Raw genomic sequence first — 19,546 nt, 5'->3', positions numbered from 1 at the left:
CCCCCCCCCCCCCCCCCCCCCCCCCCCCCCCCCCCCCCCCCCCCCCCCCCCCCCGCCCGATGTGATGTCTCGAGTTATCCACAGGGGATCGGATGCCGCGAGCAGAGGCCGTGCCGATCTGCCTAGGGTGTCCCGCATGCATGCTCGAATCGCTTCGCTCTCCGTCCTGTCCGCGTCCGTCATCGTGCTGGCGGGATGTGCTGCCGTCCCCGCATCCGACGAGGCCACGGGGGCGACCTCCACACCGTCCGCGAGTTCGTCGAAGAGCCTCGACGCGGAACCCGCGACGGGCGAGACGTTCTCCGGCACCGGCTACAGCTTCGCCGCGCCCGAGGGGTGGACCGAGACCGCGCCTCCGGCCGGCACCACGGCGCCCGACGTCTTCGTCGCGTCGTCTGACGCGAGCGATGGTTTCGCCGACAACGTGAATGTCCTGATCCAGGAGGGCGTGGTGACCCCCGATATCGTCGAATCCACCGGGGTGGAGCAGCTTTCCGAGATCTGGAAGACCGATGTCGAGATCGGAGATCGCGTCGAGATCGCGGGCGAGGAGGTCGCCCATCTCGCGGCGGACATGGATCTGAACGGCATCGCCTACGTGATCGACCAGTACTACCTGGTCGACGGTGAGAAGAGCTACATCGTGACCTTCTCGTCGGATGCCGATGCCACGAGCGCGGAGCGCACGGCGCTGGCCGAATCGGTTCTGGGCACCTGGGCCTGGGAGTGATTTCGGGGCCCGGGCCTCGACCCGCGAAAGCATGCAGCCCGGCCGGCGATGTCGCAGGCAGTGGATAGCATGTGTCGCATGCGCACTCCTGTTCGATCCGCCGCCCTGCTCGTCGCCGCCGCCCTCACCCTCACCGGGTGCTCGACGCTCATCCCGACCCCGCAGGAGACGAGCGGGTCCTCGTCCGAGGTCGAGGCCGAGGAGACGACGGCGGGCGAACTCGACGCAGCGCCCGCGACGGGAGCCACGATCGCCGGTGACGGCTACACGTTCATCGCGCCCGCGGGGTGGGAGGACCCGCAGCAGGAGATCCCCGGGTTCGATCCCGACAGCTTCGCCGCCGACCTCCAGGACGCCGACGGGTTCGCCGACAACGTGAACGTGCTCAAATCCCCGGTCGGCGTCGTCACGCCCGACCAGGTCGAGACGCTGGGGTTGAAGGAGCTCGAGACGGTGGGTGCCACCGACGTCGTCGTGCACGACCGCGTCGTCGTCGCGGATTCCGAGTCCGCGCACATCTCGGCGGCCATGTCGAGCGAGGGCGTCTCCTACGTCGTCGACCAGTACTACGTCAGTAGCGCCGACCAGACCTACGTCGTGACGTTCTCCTTCAGCGACACAGTGCCGGCGGCCGAGCGCCAGCAGACCGCCGAGTCGGTGCTCGTCACCTGGGCCTGGGTGTGACGCTCGCCACAGCGCGCTGACGGATGCCAATACCGCAGCATCCGATATTGGTCAAGGACTCCACTTGCCATGTCGCAGATTCGTGTCTATAGTTAGTAGTTGCGCTCGCTTCTCCATGCCCTCATATGGTGGTCGGCATTTCATTGAGCTTCTGAGCGCACACTCCACCTGACGACAAAGGAATCGAGAAGCCCTGCGGGGCTCACGGAGGTTATTCCCTTGGCTGCTGCTCGCAACGCATCCACATCCACCACCACCAAGAACGGACGCGGAGCTTCCCGCCTCTCGTTCGCCAAGATCTCCGACACGCTGACGGTCCCCGACCTTCTCGCCCTCCAGACCGAGTCCTTCGGCTGGCTCGTCGGCAACGACGACTGGAAGGCCCGCGTGGCCGAGGCCAAGAAGGCCGGCCGCACCGACGTCAACGAGATCAGCGGTCTCGGCGAGATCTTCGAGGAGATCTCCCCGATCGAGGACCTCGGCGAGACGATGCAGCTCTCGTTCACGAACCCGTACCTCGAGCCCGAGAAGTACTCGATCGAGGAGTGCAAGGAGCGTGGCAAGACCTACGCCGCTCCGCTGTACGTCGAGGCCGAGTTCATGAACCACCTCACGGGTGAGATCAAGACCCAGACGGTCTTCATGGGCGACTTCCCGCTCCAGACCGGCAAGGGCACGTTCATCATCAACGGCTCCGAGCGCGTCGTCGTCTCGCAGCTGGTGCGCTCGCCCGGTGTCTACTTCGACAAGACGCCCGACAAGACGTCCGACAAGGACATCGTCTCGGCGCGCGTGATCCCGAGCCGCGGTGCGTGGCTCGAGTTCGAGATCGACAAGCGCGACCAGGTCGGCGTGCGCATCGACCGCAAGCGCAAGCAGTCGGTGACCGTCTTCCTCAAGGCCCTCGGCATGACGAGCGAAGAGATCCTGGCGGAGTTCGCCGGCTTCACCTCGATCGAGGAGACGCTCGCGAAGGACACCATCGTCACGAAGGAAGATGCGCTCCGCGACATCTACCGCAAGCTGCGTCCGGGCGAGCAGGTCGCCGCCGAGGCCGCCCGCGCGCTCCTCGACAACTTCTACTTCAACCCGAAGCGCTACGACCTGGCGAAGGTGGGTCGTTACAAGATCAACCACAAGCTCGGTCTCGACGCGCCGCTGACGGACTCGGTCCTCACGGTCGAAGACATCGTCGCGACGATCAAGTACCTCGTGCGCATCCACGCGGGCACCGAGACCTTCTCGGGCATCCGCGGCGGCAAGAAGGCCGAGATCCGTCTCGCGACCGACGACATCGACAACTTCGGCAACCGTCGCATCCGCGCGGTCGGCGAGCTGATCCAGAACCAGGTCCGCACCGGTCTGTCGCGTATGGAGCGCGTCGTCCGCGAGCGCATGACCACGCAGGACATCGAGGCGATCACGCCGCAGACCCTGATCAACGTGCGCCCCGTCGTCGCCGCGATCAAGGAGTTCTTCGGAACGTCGCAGCTGTCGCAGTTCATGGACCAGAACAACCCCCTCGCGGGTCTGACCAACAAGCGCCGTCTCTCGGCGCTCGGCCCCGGTGGTCTCTCGCGTGACCGCGCCGGCGTCGAGGTCCGTGACGTCCACCCGTCGCACTACGGCCGCATGTGCCCGATCGAGACCCCGGAAGGCCCGAACATCGGTCTGATCGGTGCTCTCGCGACGTTCGCGCGCATCAACTCGTTCGGTTTCATCGAGACCCCGTACCGCAAGGTCGAGGGTGGCGTCGTCACCGACCAGATCGACTACCTCACGGCTTCCGAAGAGGTCGACTTCAACATCGCGCAGGCCAACGCCCCGCTCGATGCCAAGGGTCGCTTCCGCGAGAGCCACGTCCTCGCGCGCCCCAAGGGCGGCAGCGGTGAGGTCGACCTCTTCCTCCCGGAGGAGATCGGGTACATCGACGTCTCGCCGCGCCAGATGGTGTCGGTCGCGACCTCGCTCGTGCCCTTCCTCGAGCACGACGACGCGCAGCGCGCCCTCATGGGTGCCAACATGCAGCGTCAGGCCGTGCCGCTGCTGCGCAGCGACTCGCCGCTCGTCGGAACCGGTATGGAGGGCTACACGGCCATCGACGCCGGTGACGTGATCACCGCCGAGAAGGCCGGTGTCGTCTCCGAGGTCTCCGCGGACCGCGTCGTCGTCATGCTCGACGAGGGCGGCACGCAGGAGTACCACCTGCGCAAGTTCGACCGCTCCAACCAGGGCACCTCCTACAACCAGAAGGTCGTCGTCACCGCCGGCGAGCGCATCGAGGTCGGAGAGGTCATCGCCGATGGCCCCGCCACCGAGAACGGCGAGCTGGCCCTCGGAAAGAACCTCCTCGTCGCGTTCATGACGTGGGAGGGCTACAACTTCGAGGACGCGATCATCCTGAGCCAGGACCTGGTGAAGGACGACACCCTCTCCTCGATCCACATCGAGGAGTACGAGGTCGACGCGCGCGACACCAAGCTCGGCAAGGAGGAGATCACCCGTGACCTCCCCAACGTCAGCCCGGAGCTGCTCAAGGACCTCGACGAGCGCGGCATCATCCGCATCGGTGCCGAGGTTCGCCCCGGCGACATCCTCGTCGGCAAGGTCACGCCGAAGGGCGAGACCGAGCTGTCGGCCGAGGAGCGTCTGCTCCGCGCGATCTTCAACGAGAAGAGCCGCGAGGTCCGCGACACGTCGCTGAAGGTTCCCCACGGCGAGCAGGGCACGATCATCGCCGTCAAGGAGTTCAACGCCGAGGACGGCGACGACGAGCTCGGCTCGGGCGTCAACCGCCGCGTCGTGGTCTACATCGCCCAGAAGCGCAAGATCACCGAGGGTGACAAGCTCGCCGGCCGTCACGGCAACAAGGGTGTCATCGCGAAGATCCTCCCGATCGAGGACATGCCGTTCCTCGCGGACGGAACCCCGGTCGACATCGTCCTGAACCCGCTCGGCATCCCGGGCCGAATGAACTTCGGCCAGGTGCTGGAGACCCACCTCGGGTGGATCGCCAAGCAGGGCTGGAAGGTCGAGGGCACCCCGGAATGGGCCGTGCGTCTGCCGGAGCAGGCTTTCGAGGCCGCTCCCGGCACGAAGGTCGCGACCCCGGTGTTCGACGGCGCGTCGGAGGAGGAGATCTCCGGTCTCCTCGACTCGACGCTCCCGACGCGCGACGGCGTTCGCCTGATCGACTCGTCCGGAAAGACGCAGCTGTTCGACGGCCGCTCCGGTGAGCCGTTCCCGGCGCCGATCTCGGTGGGCTACATGTACATCCTGAAGCTGCACCACCTGGTCGACGACAAGATCCACGCACGTTCCACGGGTCCGTACTCGATGATCACCCAGCAGCCGCTCGGTGGTAAGGCGCAGTTCGGTGGACAGCGCTTCGGTGAGATGGAGGTGTGGGCCCTCGAGGCCTACGGCGCCGCGTACGCCCTCCAGGAGCTCCTCACGATCAAGTCCGACGACATCCTCGGCCGCGTCAAGGTCTACGAGGCGATCGTCAAGGGCGAGAACATCCAGGAGCCCGGCATCCCCGAGTCGTTCAAGGTGCTCATGAAGGAGATGCAGTCGCTCTGCCTGAACGTCGAGGTCCTCTCGGCCGACGGCACGCTGGTCAACCTCCGCGACACCGACGACGAGGCGTTCCGCGCCGCGGAAGAGCTCGGTATCAACATCTCCAGCCGCTTCGAGGCCGCCTCGATCGACGAGATCTAATCCTTCGGACGGGCCCGGGACGCAACTCCCGGGCCCCCCGAAGCAGACTTCTCAAAAAGAATTTCCGACACAGGAGAACTAGTGCTCGAGTCCACAACTTTCGATGAGCTTCGCATCGGCCTGGCGACCGCAGACCACATCCGCGCGTGGTCCTACGGCGAGGTCAAGAAGCCCGAAACCATCAACTACCGCACCCTGAAGCCCGAGAAGGACGGCCTCTTCGGAGAGCAGATCTTCGGACCGTCCCGCGACTGGGAGTGCGCCTGCGGAAAGTACAAGCGCGTCCGCTTCAAGGGAATCGTCTGCGAGCGCTGCGGCGTGGAGGTCACCAAGAGCTCCGTCCGTCGCGAGCGCATGGGTCACATCGAGCTCGCCGCTCCCGTCACCCACATCTGGTACTTCAAGGGTGTTCCCTCGCGTCTGGGCTACCTGCTCGACATGGCGCCGAAGGACCTCGAGAAGGTCATCTACTTCGCCGCGTACATGGTCATCTCGGTCGACGAGGATGCTCGTCACCGCGACCTGGGCACGCAGGAGAACAACGTCCGTCTCGAGCTGAAGACGCTCGGCGACCGCCGTGACTCCAAGATCGCCGAGCGCCTCGCTCGTCTCGAGGAGGAGCTCGCTGCTCTCGAGGCCGAGGGTGCCAAGGCCGACGCGAAGAAGAAGGTCAAGGACGCCGCCGAGAAGGAGATGTCGCTCATCCGCAAGGGTGCCGACGAGGCGATCGCCAAGCTCGAGCGCGTGTGGGAGGACTTCCGCACGCTCGAGGTCGGCGCACTGCGTCCCGAGGACGACGTCTTCCACGAGCTGCAGGACCGCTTCGGTCAGTACTTCGAGGCCTACATGGGTGCCGAGTCGATCCAGCGTCGTCTCGCCGCCTTCGACCTCCAGGCCGAGGCCGAGAACCTGCACCTGCAGATCGCCGAGGGCAAGGGCCAGCGCAAGATCCGCGCGATCAAGCGTCTCAAGGTCGTCAACTCGTTCCTCGAGACCGGTATGAGCCCGGCCGCGATGGTCCTCGACGTCGTCCCGGTCATCCCGCCGGAGCTGCGTCCGATGGTGCAGCTCGACGGTGGCCGCTTCGCGACCTCCGACCTGAACGACCTGTACCGCCGCGTGATCAACCGCAACAACCGTCTTCGTCGTCTGATCGACCTCGGTGCCCCCGAGATCATCGTCAACAACGAGAAGCGCATGCTGCAGGAGGCCGTCGACGCTCTGTTCGACAACGGTCGCCGTGGTCGTCCCGTCACCGGTACCGGCAACCGCGCCCTGAAGTCCCTCAGCGACATGCTGAAGGGTAAGCAGGGTCGTTTCCGCCAGAACCTGCTCGGAAAGCGCGTCGACTACTCGGGCCGTTCGGTCATCATCGTCGGACCGCAGCTCAAGCTGCACCAGTGCGGTCTGCCCAAGCAGATGGCTCTGGAGCTCTTCAAGCCGTTCGTCATCAAGCGCCTGATCGACCTGGGTCACTCGCAGAACATCAAGGCCGCGAAGCGCGCCGTCGAGCGCACCCGTCCCGAGGTCTGGGACGTGCTCGAGGAGATCATCCGCGAGCGTCCCGTGCTGCTCAACCGTGCGCCCACGCTGCACCGTCTCGGCATCCAGGCGTTCGAGCCGCAGCTCGTCGAGGGTAAGGCCATCCAGCTGCACCCGCTCGTCTGCGCGGCGTTCAACGCCGACTTCGACGGTGACCAGATGGCCGTGCACCTGCCGCTCTCGGTCGAGGCTCAGGCCGAGGCCCGCGTGCTGATGCTCGCGTCGAACAACATCCTGAAGCCGTCCGACGGCCGCCCGGTGACCCTGCCTTCGCAGGACATGATCATCGGTCTGCACCACCTGACCACGGTCAAGGAGGGTGCAGCCGGTGAGGGCCGTGCATTCGGTTCGGTCGGCGAGGCGATCCTGGCGAAGGACGAGGGAACCCTCGACCTGCAGGCCAAGATCCGCATCCGCATCCCGGGTCTGACGTTCCTCGAGGGCGAAGCGCCCGAGGGTTACGAGCGTCACGGTCTCGTGGACGCCTCGCTGGGTCAGGCGATCTTCAACGACGCGCTGCCGAAGGGCTACCCCTTCGTCCGCGAGCAGGCCGACAAGGGCAAGCTGTCGCAGATCGTCAACAAGCTGGCCGAGGAGTACCCGAAGGTCGAGACGGCTGCGTCGCTGGACCGCATCAAGGATGCCGGTTTCTACTGGGCCACGCGCTCCGGTGTGACCGTCGCCCTGAGCGACATCCTGACGCCGCCGAACAAGGCCGAGATCGTCGCGGGCTACGAGAAGCAGGCCGCGAAGGTCCAGTCCCAGTACGAGAAGGGCCTCACGACCGACGCCGAGCGTCGCCAGGAGCTCATCAAGATCTGGACCGAGGCGACCGACGAGGTGCAGGCCGCGATGAAGGCGCACTTCCCGGAGGACAACACCATCAACCGCATGGTGTCCTCGGGCGCCCGTGGTAACTGGCTGCAGATCCGCAACATCGCGGGTATGCGTGGTCTGGTGAACAACCCCAAGGGTGAGATCATCCCGCGTCCGATCATCTCCTCGTACCGCGAGGGTCTGTCGGTGGCGGAGTACTTCATCGCGACGCACGGTACCCGTAAGGGTCTGGCCGACACGGCTCTGCGTACCGCCGACTCGGGTTACCTGACCCGTCGTCTGGTGGACGTCTCGCAGGACGTCATCATCCGCGAAGAGGACTGCGGCACGTCGAAGGGCCTCGAGCTCCCGATCGCCGCTCCGAACTCGCAGGGTGAGCTCGTGCGCGATGCGAACGTCGAGAACTCGGTGTTCGCCCGTACGCTCGCCTCGGGTGTCGTCGACAGCAAGGGCGAGGTCCTCGCCGACGCCGGCGACGACGTGGGTGACGTGCTCATCGACAAGCTGGTCGCGGCGGGTGTCGAGACCATCAAGGTGCGCTCGGTCCTGACCTGCGACTCCGCCGTCGGTGTCTGCGCGCAGTGCTACGGCCGTTCGCTCGCGACGGGTAAGACCGTCGACATCGGCGAGGCCGTCGGCATCATCGCGGCCCAGTCGATCGGTGAGCCCGGTACCCAGCTGACGATGCGTACCTTCCACACCGGTGGTTCCGCGTCGGCAGACGACATCACGCAGGGTCTTCCCCGTGTGCAGGAGCTGTTCGAGGCTCGTACCCCCAAGGGTGCGTCGCCGATCGCCGAGGCCGATGGCCGCATCACGATCGACGAGACGGACAAGGCCAAGAAGGTCATCCTGACGCCCGACAACGGCGACGAGCCGGTCATCTACCCGGTTCTGCGTCGTGCGACGCTCCTGGTCGAGGACGGTCAGCACGTCACGGTCGGTCAGCCGATCCTGGTGGGCACGCTCGACCCCAAGGAGGTCATGCGTGTCATGGGCGCCCGCGAGGTGCAGCGTTACCTCGTCAACGGCGTCCAGGGCGTGTACCGCTCGCAGGGTGTGCCGATCCACGACAAGCACATCGAGGTCATCGTCCGCCAGATGCTCCGCAAGGTCACCGTCGTCGATCACGCCGACACGACCCTGCTGCCGGGTGAGATGGTCGACCTCAAGCGCTACCAGGCGATCAACCGCGAGGCCGTGGCCGAGGGCAAGCGCCCCGCGTCGGGCCGTTCGGAGCTGATGGGTATCACGAAGGCGTCGCTCGCGACGGAGTCGTGGCTGTCGGCCGCCTCCTTCCAGGAGACGACCCGCGTGCTCACCGAGGCTGCGATGCAGGGCAAGCGCGACCCGCTGGTCGGTCTCAAGGAGAACGTCATCATCGGAAAGCTCATCCCCGCCGGAACCGGTCTCTCGAAGTACCGCGACGTCACGGTCGAGGCCACGGAAGAGGCCAAGAGCGAGCGCTACCCGAACCGGATCTTCGCATCCGACGGTGCGTACGCCGACGGTGACTTCGGTTACGTCGACTTCGACGCGTTCTCGACGGACGACATCACGCCCGGTACGTACAACTGAGTGTGAGTGAGTGAACGAAGGCCCCGGGGTTCTCCCCGGGGCCTTCGTCCTACCCGCCGGCATCCGAGCGGGCGGATGCCTAGTCGAAGATGCTCGCGATGATGCTGGCCGTGTAGCCGGTGGGCGCGAGGTTGGAGTACTGGGTGTCGATGAGGATGTCGTCGCGCCAGAAGAGGGTGCGCCCGTCGGTCACTGGGTATTGCTCGTTCTGCCAGGTCTTCTCGCAGCGGGTACCGCCGTCGGGCGTGAAGCAGCTGAACCCCTCGGTGTCGGCGAGGTCGTTGAGCAGGTCGAGCGCGGGTCCGCGGTTCATGCGCTCGATCGTGGTGACGAGGCCGGTGGTGTCGGCACCGGGGTCGCGCCAGATGCAGGTGAGGGTACCGTTCGGGCCGACGCCCGACGGTCCGAACGCGGCGTCGTTGAGCGGCGTCTCGCCGAGCTGCGACAGCACGTCCTCCGAGAGGATCGCGCGGCAGTCGGTCGGCAGCGCCACGGCAGCGGCGGTGGGTGTCGGTGACGGAGTGGGAGAGGCGGATGCCGACTCGGTGGGCGATTCCGATTCCGAGGGCGACGGAGAGGCTGAGGAGCCCCCGTCGCCGTCGGAGGCGGCGCCGCAGCCCGTGAGGCCGGCGATGAGCAGGAGGGCCGCGACGGCGGCAACGGAGCGTGCCTTCATAGCCACACCGTACTCCTCGGTCATCCCGAGCCGTGCGAGCGGACGATGACGGCGGGGCGCGGTAATGTCGGGCGAGTGAGCACAGACACTTCTTCCCGATCCGCGGTCGTCATCGGAGACGCCCTGATCGACGAGATCCGCGACGAGGCGGGCATCCGCGAACTGGTGGGCGGGGCCGCGCTGAACGTGGCCGTGGGCCTGCGCAGGTTGGGGGTGCCGACGACGCTGATCGCCATGGTGGGCGACGATGCGGCCGGCGACCACATCCGCGAGTACCTCGACGACCACGGAGTCACGCTGATCGCCGAGTCGGCCCCGCACGGATCGTCGCGCGCGATCGTGCAGCGCTCCGCCGGTGGCGAGCCGGAGTACGTCTTCAACGAGGCGGCGCAGCGGCGCAGCATCCGCTATTCGGATGCCGCGCGGCGGGCGATCGTCGACTCGGATCTCGTGGCGATCAGCTGCTTCCCGTTCGATGTTCCGGCCGAGGTCGACGCGCTGGCGGATGCCGTCGGCGACGCGCGCCTCGCGATCGATCCCAACCCGCGCTCGGGCATGCTCAGCGACCGGGAGGAGTTCGTGCGCGGCTTCGAGCGCCTCGCCGCGGCGACCGAGATCGTCAAGGTGGGCGCCGATGACGCGACGCTGCTGTACGACGGCGACCTCGACGCGCTGCGCGTGCGTCTGCGCGGTCTCGGCGTGCGCGCGGTGCTGGCGACAGCGGGCTCGGAGGGCGCGGTGATCGAGACGGATGCCGCGACGATCTCCGCGCCGATCGCGACGCTGCCGGGGCCGATCGTCGACACGGTCGGCGCGGGCGATGCGACCCTCGCCGCCGTCGCTGCGGGGCTGGTCGGAGCGCGTCCTGAGGCGGCGGAGGAGTGGCAGGCGCTGCTGCGTCGGGCGATGGACATCGCGGCGGCCACGTGCCGCGCCGAGGGCGGTCTGCTGCGCACTCCCGAGTCGCTCGCGGAGTCGGCGCGCGGCGTGCAGGGCAGCTGACAGCTCGATTTCATCCACCGGCGTTCGGCGGGTACTATAAATACTCGTGCCCCCGGTTGGCTGTTCAAGTTGGACGGGTGCGCTCTGGCGAGTTACCCAAGCGGCCAAAGGGATCTGACTGTAAATCAGACTGCACTGCATTCGGGGGTTCGAATCCCTCACTCGCCACCAGAAAGGCCCCGCGATCGCGGGGCCTTCTTCGTTTCCGGTTCACCGTCGCGACGCTCACCGCAAGTACGAAGCCCCGTTGAGATCGAGTACCGCCCCCGACGCCCATTGCGCCTCGGGAGAGGTGAGATAGACGACCGCGGCGGCGACCTCCTCCGGCGTGCCGACGCGGCCGAACGGACTCTGGGCGCGCACGAAATCACCTTCGGCGCCGGCGAGCTTCGACTGTTGCCGTTCGGTTCCGACGAAGCCGGGGGAGACGGTCGCGACGGCGATGCCGTGCGGAGCCAGCGCGACGGCCAGCGACTGGCCGAGCGCGTGCAGTCCCGCCTTCGCCGCCCCGTATGCGGGGAAGTCGGGCTCGCCGCGGTCGGCGCCGCGTGAACCGATGTTCACGATCGATCCGCCGGCACCCGCGCGGATCAGCGCGTTGGCGACGAGATAGGAGACGTTCGCGGCGGCGCGGAGGTCGACATCGAGCATCCGCGTCCATGCCTCCTGCCAGGTGGCGTAGTCCACGGCATCCACCCGATGGAAGGTCGCCGGGCTCGGCGCGATCGCCGCATTGTTCACGAGCACGTCGATGACCCCGAGCGCCGCGATCGCCTCATCGACGATGGCCGCGGCATCCGTCGGATCCGAGAGATCGCCGCCCACCAGGTGATGGCCGTCGCCGTGCAGCAGGGCGAGCGTCTCGGCGGCGGAGTCCCGGTCGCTGCCGTAGTGCACCGCGACGCGATCGCCGCGAGCACTCAGCGCGATCGCGGTGGCCCGGCCGATGCCGCGGGATGCTCCGGTGACGAGTGCGTGTGCCATCCCGCCACTCTACGAGCCGTTCCCACCCGCGACTTCCTAGACTGGGACGATGCGAGCGCTCACCGAAGCAGACGTCCGGGCATCGTTCGTCAATGCGGATGCCGACGAACTCCGGGTCATAGAGATGCCGCACGACTTCGTGCTGGTCGACTGGGACTACCTCGACTTCTTCGCGTGGCGCGATCCGGGCGCCGGGCGCCGCGGGTACGTGCTGATCCCGCACGACGGCGAGATCGTCGGCATCGTGCTGCGCGCCTCCGACCCGGGGCGCGGCCGATCGGGCATGTGCGACATCTGCCGCACCATGCAGCCGGGCAACCAGGTCACGCTGTTCTCGGCGCGGCGGGCAGGGGAAGCGGGGCAGCGGGGCGACTCGTTCGGCACCTACATCTGCGCCGACCTCTCGTGCCACGAGAACGTGCGGCTCGCGCACCCGCTCGCGCCGAACGAGGTCCTGGCTGACGGGCAGGTCGACTTCCGCCTCGACGGCACCCGCCGCCGCATGGAGGCGTTCGTCTCGCGGGTGTGGCAGTACGCCTGACCGCGATTACGCTGGACGCAACGTCCTGTGCTCGAAGGAGAAGCCATGAGCGATGCCATCCTGTTCTCGGTCGATGAGGGGATGGCTCGGCTCACGCTGAACCGCCCGGCTCGGCTCAACGCCTTCAACGCCGATCTCGCGCACGCGTGGCGCGACGCCACGGGCGAGGCGACGTCGCGTTCCGATGTGAAGGCGATCCTGATCGATGCGGCGGGGCCCGCATTCTGCGCCGGCGGTGACGTGATCGACATGGCGACCACGATGGGGTCGGGCGATGAGATCACGGCTCTGGCACAGGTCATCAACACCGGCATCCGCTCGCTGACGGAATCGTCGGTGCCGGTCGTCGCCGCCGCGCACGGCACGACCGCGGGCGGAGGGCTCGGGATCCTGCTCAGCAGCGACTACGCGGTGGTCGGCTCGCGATCGCGGCTCGGCAGCCTCTACGCGAACATCGGCCTCACACCCGACCTGTCGGTCTCGGCGCAGCTCGCCCGAGCGGTCGGGCAACGTCGAGCGCTGCAGCTGGTGCTGCAGGATCGCCTGCTCACCGCAGACGAAGCGGTGGAGTGGGGCCTCGCGGCCGAGACGGTGACGGGCGAGGACTCGGCGGCCGAGGCCGCCCTCGTGCGGTCTCGCGGCGAGGAGATCGCCCGCTTCTGGCTCGCCGGTGCCGCGGATGCCTACGGGCAGGCGAAGCACCTGGTGCGCGCGCAACCCGAGCGCACCTTCGCCGAGCAGCTGACCGCGGAGGCGCTCTCGATCGGCGCCGCGATGCAGACGCCCGACGCGCAGGCGCGGATCGCCGCGTTCGCCGCCGCGTCCGCGAAGAAGGCCGACTGACCCGGACTGCACCGACGTCGGCTTTCGGATGCTTGTGCACATCCGGGGAGTCGGGGCAGTGCCCGCCCCTGCTCGCATGGCAGGATGAGGGGCAACGCCGCTAGAGGGGGAGGGTCGTCATGTCCCAGCCGGAGACCGTGACCGAAGAGAAGAAGAACATGTCGCTCCTGATCAGGGGAGCGATCTGGATCGCCATCGGGGCTCTGATCGCCGCAGCGCTCGTCTGCGTCGTGTGGGTGCTGATCGGTGACCAGGACGGCCTGATCGGCCGGGCATTCCTGACGATCCTGCTGTTCGCCGGATTCGCGGGCATCGCAATACTCGAGGCGGGACTCGCGCCCAAGCGCCCCGACTGGCTGGCGCTCACCAGCATGGTCACCTGGATCATCGCGCTGATCGTCGGTGCCTTCAAGATCTGGCTGCCCGAAGACGACTACTACTTCAACGGAGCGGCGCGGTTCTTCCAGCTGCTCCTCGTGGTCGGCATCCTGCAGCTCGCGCTCCTGCACGTGCGCCTCTTCACCCCGGCAGCGCAGCGCCACCCCACCACGTTCAACCGGGTGATCTATATCATCACGGTCGTCTTCCTCGGTGGCCTCGTGGCGATGCTCGTGTTCTACCTGACCTTCCCCGACTCGTTCGAGTACGTCGAGCTCTACTGGCGCATCGTCGTCGCGCTGACGATCCTCGCCGCCGTCGGAACGACGCTCGTTCCTCTGCTCAACGCGCTCTTCGCTCCGAAGAAGCCCGCGCAGCAGGCGCCTCCGGCCAGCGCGTTCCTCTCGTGGCCGACCTTCGCCGACGGTGTGACCCCTCTGCCCGCCCTTCCCGACGGCAGCCCCGACTGGAACGCCTATTACACCGGACAGCCCACGGCCTACGTGCCGCAGGCTGCGCTCCCGGCGACGTCGTTCCCGGTGGCTCCCGAGCCGCAGGCTCCCACGGTTCCCGGAGTTCCTCCGGTGCCGACCGCTCCCGCCGAACCCGGATTCGCGTACCCGAGCGCGCCCCCGCAGCCCGCTCCTCCGCAGGCAGCGCCGCCGCAGCCCGCGCCCCCTCAGCCCGCGCCCCCGCAGTCAGCGCCCTCGGCTCCGCACACGCAGGAAGCCTTCCCGCCGCCGCCTCCCGCCCCGCGTCCTCCGCAGTGAGCGGCGAGATCGAGGTCGAGCTCGCTGAGCTCGCGCAGGAGATCGCACGCGAGGCCGGCGAACTCGCGCAGCGCCGACGGCGTGAGGGGGTCACCCTCGCGGCGACCAAGACCACGCTGGCCGACATCGTCACCGAGGCCGACCGCGAGGTCGAGGCCCTGATCCGCACCCGGCTCGACGCGGCGCGGCCGGGTGACGGGTTCCTCGGCGAGGAGTCCGAGGCGGCGCAGGGCGAGACCGGCATCACGTGGGTCGTCGACCCGATCGACGGCACCGTGAACTACGCCACCGGCATCCCCGCCTACAACGTCAGCATCGCCGCCGTGCGCGGAACGGCAGACCCGGCGAGCTGGGAGCATCTCGCCGGAGTCGTGTTCGCACCCGCGCTGAGTGAGCTGTTCTCCGCCGCGCGCGGGCACGGGGCCTGGCTGGGCGACCAACGACTGGCGGTCACCGACGAGACACCCGCAGGCGCGCTGCTGGCGACGGGCTTCGGATACGACCCGGCCACGCACGATGGCGACATCGAGACGGTGAGGCGCGTGATGCCGATCGCGAGGGACCTGCGGCGGATGGGAGCGGCGGCGCTCGACCTCGCCTATGTCGCCGCCGGACGCCTCGACGGATACTTCGAGCGCGGTCTGAAGCCCTGGGATTTCGCGGCCGGGGCACTGCTCGTCCGCGAGGCCGGAGGTGAGGTCTCCCGCTTCGACGTCGACACCGCGCGCCCCCTCATCGTCGCCGGGGGGAGCGCCGTCCACCGGCGCCTGATCGAACGGATCAGCGTGAAAGATGAATGACTCATGGCTTTCCCAGCCGAGGCGAGGTAGTGTTTACGCGATCGTTATTTCCGCCGCCCGAAGGCGGAACATGAGTAAGCGCCCCCGAGCTTGACGTACGACCCCGAGAGAATCGTTTTGCCCTTCGAGAATCCCCAGGCTGAATCTGCGCCCACGCGCCGCTCCAGCCGACTCCGCACTCAGGCCCACGAGGCCACCGCGGTGGGAGAGACGGCGACAGCCTCTGCATCCCCCGCGGCCACCGAGACCTCCGCGCCGCTGTCCCGTCGCGCCGCCCGCATGCTGGCGGCCGAGGCCATCGCCGCCGACGAGTCCGTCGAGAAGATCGCCGCACCCGACGAGGTCGTCTCCGAGCTCGGCGAATCGACGCCGAAGCCGGCCAAGGTCCCCCTCGTCGTGAGCGACGAGCCGATCATCATCGACGGCCCCGCCATCCCCGCGCCGACCGAGAACCTCATCGACGCGTTCGAGCAGGCTTCGCAGGCGTTCAAGGGGTCGGCGTTCCACCGCGCGACCGCCTCGGTGCCCGTCGAGAAGTCGTCGATCGAAGAGATCGTGCACCTCGCCCCGCGCCGCTCCGGCCGCATCCGCAAGGTCGTCACCGTCGGGGCCTCCCTCGGTGTCATGAGCCTCGCCGGCCTCCTCGCGGTGTCGATGACCCTCCCCGCCGAGGCCCTCGCCGCCGTGCAGGGCACCTCGGCCGCCTCCGCGTCGCTCGTCGCCCCGGCGGCCGCCGATGAGAAGTCCGCGGCATCCGACGAGATCCAGGCCTTCGTCACGTCCTCCGACGTGCAGAACGAAGCGCTCGACCGCGGCGACGACTTCAGCACGATCTCCCTCGTCGAGGTCGCCGCCGAACAGGGCATCAACTACTCCAACGAGGTCTTCACCAACGACCCCGAGGCCGCCATCCAGTGGCCGTTCCTCGTCGGCGTCGGCATGAGCTACGGCTACGGCATGCGCAGCGGCCGCCTGCACGAGGGCATCGACTTCGTGCCCGGTAACGGCGCGCCCGTCCAGGCCATCGCCGACGGCACGGTGCGCCTCGCGACCGAGCAGGGCGGCGCCTACGGCGTCACCGTGTACATCGATCACGTCATCGACGGCGAGGTCATCACGAGCCACTACGCGCACATGCAGTACGGCTCGCTGCAGGTGAAGACGGGCGACAAGGTCACCGTCGGAACCGTGATCGGCAAGACCGGCAACACCGGCCGTTCGTACGGTGCGCACATGCACTTCGAGCTCATCGTCAACGGATCGACCATCGATCCGCTGCCGTGGCTCAAGGCGAACGCCGGTCGCTACGAGTATTGACCGGCTCGATTTCATGAGGACGCCACAGTGATGGTATTCTCGTGTGGTTGCCCCGCGAGGGGCAGCACGCCCCGATAGCTCAGTGGCAGAGCACTTCCATGGTAAGGAAGGGGTCGTCAGTTCAATCCTGACTCGGGGCTCGCAGCATTCGTCTCTGCAGAACGCGGATGCGTCGCGGCAGGGTAGCTCAGCTGGTCAGAGCGCACGACTCATAATCGTGAGGTCGCGGGTTCAAGCCCCGCTCCTGCTACAGGAATTCACCCCGGTCCTCGGACCGGGGTTTTCTGTTGCTACGCGACTTCCGCCGACGGAGAGTCGACGGGAGGGCGGCTGAGGATCAGGATGCGCCGCAGGTGCATCGCCGCCAAGACCCCCGGGCCGATCGACTGCCGCACCTGCATCGTGCGGTCGTCGACGGTCTCGAGCAGCAGGCGCACGGCACGTGTCGCCGAGCCGCGGACGCGATGCGCCTCGGCCGACGTCGGATCCTCGAGGGCGATCACCTCGGCGACCGCATGGCAGGCGGCGGTCAGCGGAGCGGGGAGTTCGAGATCGAGGTCGATCGCCGCGGGGCGATCCCAGATCGTGTCCGCGAGCGAGTCCGCGATGTCCCTGATGTGCTGCGAGATCCGCTCCAACGCCTCCAGCTGTCGGTGCGCATCGTCGGTCTCCCCGCGTCGACCCCACGCGCGGGGATTGCCTCGGCGACTCTCGTCCGCCTCGACGAGAGCGAAGCGCAGCGAACGTGCCGTCTCCGCGAGCGAGGTCGCGTCGTCGGCCCACTGCTCCTTCTCGGGCGGCCATGAATCCGACACCGCCTCACCGATATCGTGCAGGTGCGTCGCGAGTCGCTCGCGGAAGAGACGCAGGCTTGCCGTCGCCTCGGCGGTGAGCGGTGCCGGCGCGATCGCCAGATTCACGACGAGCCCCACGACGACCCCGACCGACATCTGGGTGAGGTATCCCAGGGAGTAGTCGTCGGCATTCTGCCCGCCGATGATCAGCACGAAGAGGGCGGCCATGGGCACGTACTCGCGCCCCACCCCGAACCACCCCGTGCCCGAGAGGAGCACCCCGAGCCCGACGACGATCGGGATGGACCACCACGTCGGACCCACCGTGAGCACGATGATCGAGGCCAGCCCGATGCCGGCGGCGAGTCCGAGCAGGGTCTGGAGCCCGGACTTCACCGACCCCATCAACGTCGGGTACATGCTCACCAGCGCGCCGAGGGGCGCGTAGTACGGGTACTCGTCGGTGACGCCCGGCATGTATCGCGCGATGAACCACGCGATCCCGACGGCCAGGGCCGTCTTCGCGACCAGCAGAAGTCGTGCGGGACGCGTCGCCGCCTGCAGCGCCGAACGGAAGGGCGGGCGGCGCATCAATCCTCGGTGCGGAAGCCCGCGGGTTTGTGCGTGCCGTCGCAGAACGGCTTGATGGCCGAGAGACCGCAGCGGCAGAGCGCGACGGTGCGCCGGCGCTGCTCGATGGCGTTGCCGTCCGCGTCGCGGAGGTCGATCGCGCCGCGCACCAACAGCGGCCCGTCGGGATACGCGGTGATCGTCGGATGCTCGTCGTGCACGCTCATACGTCCCCCCGCTCTCGGAGCGAGGACTCGTCGCGCGACCAGGCCTTGAGGATGTGCTCCCCGACCCAGCCGTCGACGGCGAGGCAGGCGGCGGCTCCGAACATGATGTCCGGCAGCAGATCCGGTCGGTCCTCGGCGAGTCCACCGGCGAGATCGCGTGCGGCGATCTGCTCGTGCACGGCATCCGCCTCGACGTGCTCGTCAAAGTAGTCGGTGACGTCCTCGCCGTAGCCGAGTCGGCGCAGGCCGTCGGCATAGAGCTTGTTCGGGATCGACGACGTCATCTCGAAGGCCGCCAGATGACCGACGATCGCACCGACCAGTCGACGGTTCAAGCCGAACATCGACATCATGTTGTGCGATGCGAGAGTGATCGCCGGCACATCGTCGACGTAGGCGCCGTACGTGTCGTCGAGATCTGCACCGCGCATCGCGGCGGCGAAGATCTCCGCGTGCACGCGCTCGGGGCGCCCACCGCCGTACTCGTCGGACTGGATCTCGACGAGCGCCGCCTTCGCGCGGCCGGTGAGCCGCGGGATCGCCCACGAGTGGGGATCGGCTTCGCGCAGCGTGTAGACGGAACGCTGCAAGAAGAACTCGCGGGCCTGCTCAGGGGTCGCCTTGCGGGCGAGGTAGCGCGAGAGGCTGGGTCCGTCGTCGTCCGCGGCGAGCGTGAACAGCGCGCGCCCGACGGCATCGACGGTGGGCTCCGGCATCTCCGGAATCGGAACGACCTCGCGCAGGCGCTGCTCGAAGGCGGCCTCCAGCACACCACGGACCGCGATCAGCTCGGGATCCCACTCCAGGCGAGGATCCAGTCCGGGGAGCGAACCGTACGCGGAGGCGTAGAGCAGGAAGAGCGCCAGCTGCACGTCGTCGTCGTGCAGGAGATCGGATGCCTCGGCCACCGCGGCCTGCGCGTTCCGCACGGTCACGGCATCCGTTTCACCGGTCAGGCGCTTCCGCACCGCATCGCCGAGTGGGCCGCGTGCAGAGGGGAGCGGGGCGGGGGACGTGAGGAGGGGGGAGGTCATGTGCTTCTCCGATCAGTGAGGCGGATGCAGTGTGCTGCGCTGGCGACCGAAGGGTCAGCGAGCGCGGCCCTCGGCGAGGTACGCCAGTCGGTTCAGGGTCTCCGCGTTGCGGAAGCGAAGGAGCGGCGTGGTGATCAGGCTCGGGAGCAGTGTCGCGGGCCCTTTCACCGGCTCCTCATCGATGCGCACCATGGCGCCGCCGTCCCACGCGCGGACCCTCAGGGTCACCCGAGCCTCTCCGATCGGCCAGCCCTTCGCACGGATGACCATTCGATTCGGGGGTGACCACTCCTCGACGACGGTGGTGTCGTCGAGGAGGGCGGGCCAGACGCCGACCGAGTGATGCAGCTGGGATCCCTCGGCGGGCCAGGTCTCATCGACCTCGCGCATCCGCGAGGCGCCGACGACCCAGGCCGGGTACAGCCATCCGTTCTCGAGCACCTCGAAGACATCCGCCGGGGTGCAACGGAGCGTGCGCACGTTCTTCGCCATGCGACCACCATCGCGCGTCGAGCGCCC

At 68.0% G+C, this 19,546-nt stretch carries 16 protein-coding genes and 3 tRNA genes; 13 read left to right on the top strand and 6 right to left on the bottom strand.

The annotated features are described in order from the left end of the window. Positions 1 to 136: 136 nt before the first annotated feature. From ACTJKK_RS16330 to rpoC, 4 genes are all read left to right on the top strand, one after another. Positions 137 to 730 (top strand): hypothetical protein, encoded by a 594-nt coding sequence (locus tag ACTJKK_RS16330; RefSeq protein ID WP_440748739.1) that lies wholly within the window; start codon positions 137 to 139, stop codon positions 728 to 730. 78 nt (positions 731 to 808) lie between these two features. Then, positions 809 to 1,414 (top strand): hypothetical protein, encoded by a 606-nt coding sequence (locus tag ACTJKK_RS16325; protein ID WP_440748738.1) that lies wholly within the window; start codon positions 809 to 811, stop codon positions 1,412 to 1,414. Positions 1,415 to 1,633: 219 nt separating this feature from the next. Continuing rightward, entirely contained in the window at positions 1,634 to 5,134 is a 3,501-nt protein-coding gene (gene rpoB / locus ACTJKK_RS16320) for a DNA-directed RNA polymerase subunit beta (protein ID WP_247623214.1), read from the top strand. Positions 5,135 to 5,215: 81 nt separating this feature from the next. Then, complete coding sequence (rpoC, locus tag ACTJKK_RS16315; RefSeq protein WP_247623213.1) at positions 5,216 to 9,091, top strand: DNA-directed RNA polymerase subunit beta'; 3,876 nt, start codon at positions 5,216 to 5,218, stop codon at positions 9,089 to 9,091. A 79-nt stretch (positions 9,092 to 9,170) separates the two neighbouring features. Here rpoC and ACTJKK_RS16310 read toward each other — a convergent pair whose 3' ends face one another. Further along, complete coding sequence (locus tag ACTJKK_RS16310) at positions 9,171 to 9,767, bottom strand: hypothetical protein (RefSeq protein ID WP_440748737.1); 597 nt, start codon at positions 9,765 to 9,767, stop codon at positions 9,171 to 9,173. Positions 9,768 to 9,842: 75 nt separating this feature from the next. On the opposite strand from ACTJKK_RS16310, the gene ACTJKK_RS16305 reads away from it, so the two are divergent. Together ACTJKK_RS16305 and ACTJKK_RS16300 are read left to right on the top strand one after the other, a co-directional pair. Further along, positions 9,843 to 10,769: a carbohydrate kinase family protein gene (locus ACTJKK_RS16305; RefSeq protein WP_440748736.1), complete on the top strand. Its 927-nt coding sequence runs from the start codon at positions 9,843 to 9,845 to the stop codon at positions 10,767 to 10,769. Positions 10,770 to 10,855: 86 nt separating this feature from the next. After that, positions 10,856 to 10,940: transfer RNA gene (locus tag ACTJKK_RS16300), tRNA-Tyr, on the top strand. Between the two features lie 54 nt (positions 10,941 to 10,994). Here ACTJKK_RS16300 and ACTJKK_RS16295 read toward each other — a convergent pair. Beyond that, positions 10,995 to 11,753, bottom strand: a complete 759-nt coding sequence (locus ACTJKK_RS16295; protein ID WP_440748735.1) for an SDR family NAD(P)-dependent oxidoreductase — start codon at positions 11,751 to 11,753, stop codon at positions 10,995 to 10,997. Positions 11,754 to 11,802: 49 nt separating this feature from the next. On the opposite strand from ACTJKK_RS16295, the gene ACTJKK_RS16290 reads away from it, so the two are divergent. From ACTJKK_RS16290 to ACTJKK_RS16260, 7 genes are all read left to right on the top strand, one after another. Continuing rightward, positions 11,803 to 12,294, top strand: a complete 492-nt coding sequence (locus tag ACTJKK_RS16290) for an FBP domain-containing protein (RefSeq protein WP_440748734.1) — start codon at positions 11,803 to 11,805, stop codon at positions 12,292 to 12,294. 45 nt (positions 12,295 to 12,339) lie between these two features. Further along, on the top strand, positions 12,340 to 13,137 hold the full coding sequence (locus ACTJKK_RS16285; RefSeq protein WP_440748733.1) for an enoyl-CoA hydratase/isomerase family protein: 798 nt from the start codon (positions 12,340 to 12,342) through the stop codon (positions 13,135 to 13,137). 119 nt (positions 13,138 to 13,256) lie between these two features. Then, a complete protein-coding gene (locus ACTJKK_RS16280) occupies positions 13,257 to 14,285 on the top strand; it encodes a hypothetical protein (protein ID WP_247634026.1) in 1,029 nt (342 codons plus the stop codon). Further along, positions 14,282 to 15,085, top strand: coding sequence for an inositol monophosphatase family protein (locus ACTJKK_RS16275; RefSeq protein WP_440748732.1), 804 nt, complete (start codon positions 14,282 to 14,284; stop codon positions 15,083 to 15,085). The genes ACTJKK_RS16280 and ACTJKK_RS16275 overlap by 4 nt, the downstream gene beginning before the upstream one ends. Positions 15,086 to 15,286: 201 nt before the next feature. Next, a complete protein-coding gene (locus ACTJKK_RS16270; protein WP_440748731.1) occupies positions 15,287 to 16,402 on the top strand; it encodes a M23 family metallopeptidase in 1,116 nt (371 codons plus the stop codon). Between the two features lie 68 nt (positions 16,403 to 16,470). After that, a tRNA-Thr gene (locus tag ACTJKK_RS16265) sits at positions 16,471 to 16,542 on the top strand. 36 nt (positions 16,543 to 16,578) lie between these two features. Next, positions 16,579 to 16,652 (top strand) — tRNA-Met (locus ACTJKK_RS16260). A 40-nt stretch (positions 16,653 to 16,692) separates the two neighbouring features. Here ACTJKK_RS16260 and ACTJKK_RS16255 read toward each other — a convergent pair. The 4 genes from ACTJKK_RS16255 to ACTJKK_RS16240 are packed head-to-tail and all read right to left on the bottom strand — an operon-like array spanning position 16,693 to position 19,519. Next, entirely contained in the window at positions 16,693 to 17,787 is a 1,095-nt protein-coding gene (locus ACTJKK_RS16255) for an FUSC family protein (RefSeq protein ID WP_336640863.1), read from the bottom strand. After that, a complete protein-coding gene (locus tag ACTJKK_RS16250) occupies positions 17,787 to 17,993 on the bottom strand; it encodes a CDGSH iron-sulfur domain-containing protein (protein WP_247632770.1) in 207 nt (68 codons plus the stop codon). Before ACTJKK_RS16250 ends, ACTJKK_RS16255 begins: the two co-directional genes overlap by 1 nt. Continuing rightward, positions 17,990 to 19,027, bottom strand: a complete 1,038-nt coding sequence (locus ACTJKK_RS16245; protein WP_440748730.1) for an iron-containing redox enzyme family protein — start codon at positions 19,025 to 19,027, stop codon at positions 17,990 to 17,992. The genes ACTJKK_RS16250 and ACTJKK_RS16245 overlap by 4 nt, the downstream gene beginning before the upstream one ends. A 54-nt stretch (positions 19,028 to 19,081) precedes the next feature. Beyond that, a complete protein-coding gene (locus ACTJKK_RS16240; RefSeq protein WP_247623201.1) occupies positions 19,082 to 19,519 on the bottom strand; it encodes an SRPBCC family protein in 438 nt (145 codons plus the stop codon). Between the last annotated feature and the right edge of the window lie 27 nt (positions 19,520 to 19,546).

The organism is Microbacterium sp. 22179 (genome assembly GCF_052045715.1).
GTDB lineage: Bacteria > Actinomycetota > Actinomycetes > Actinomycetales > Microbacteriaceae > Microbacterium > Microbacterium galbinum.
This window is presented reverse-complemented; position numbering and strand designations above follow the sequence as displayed.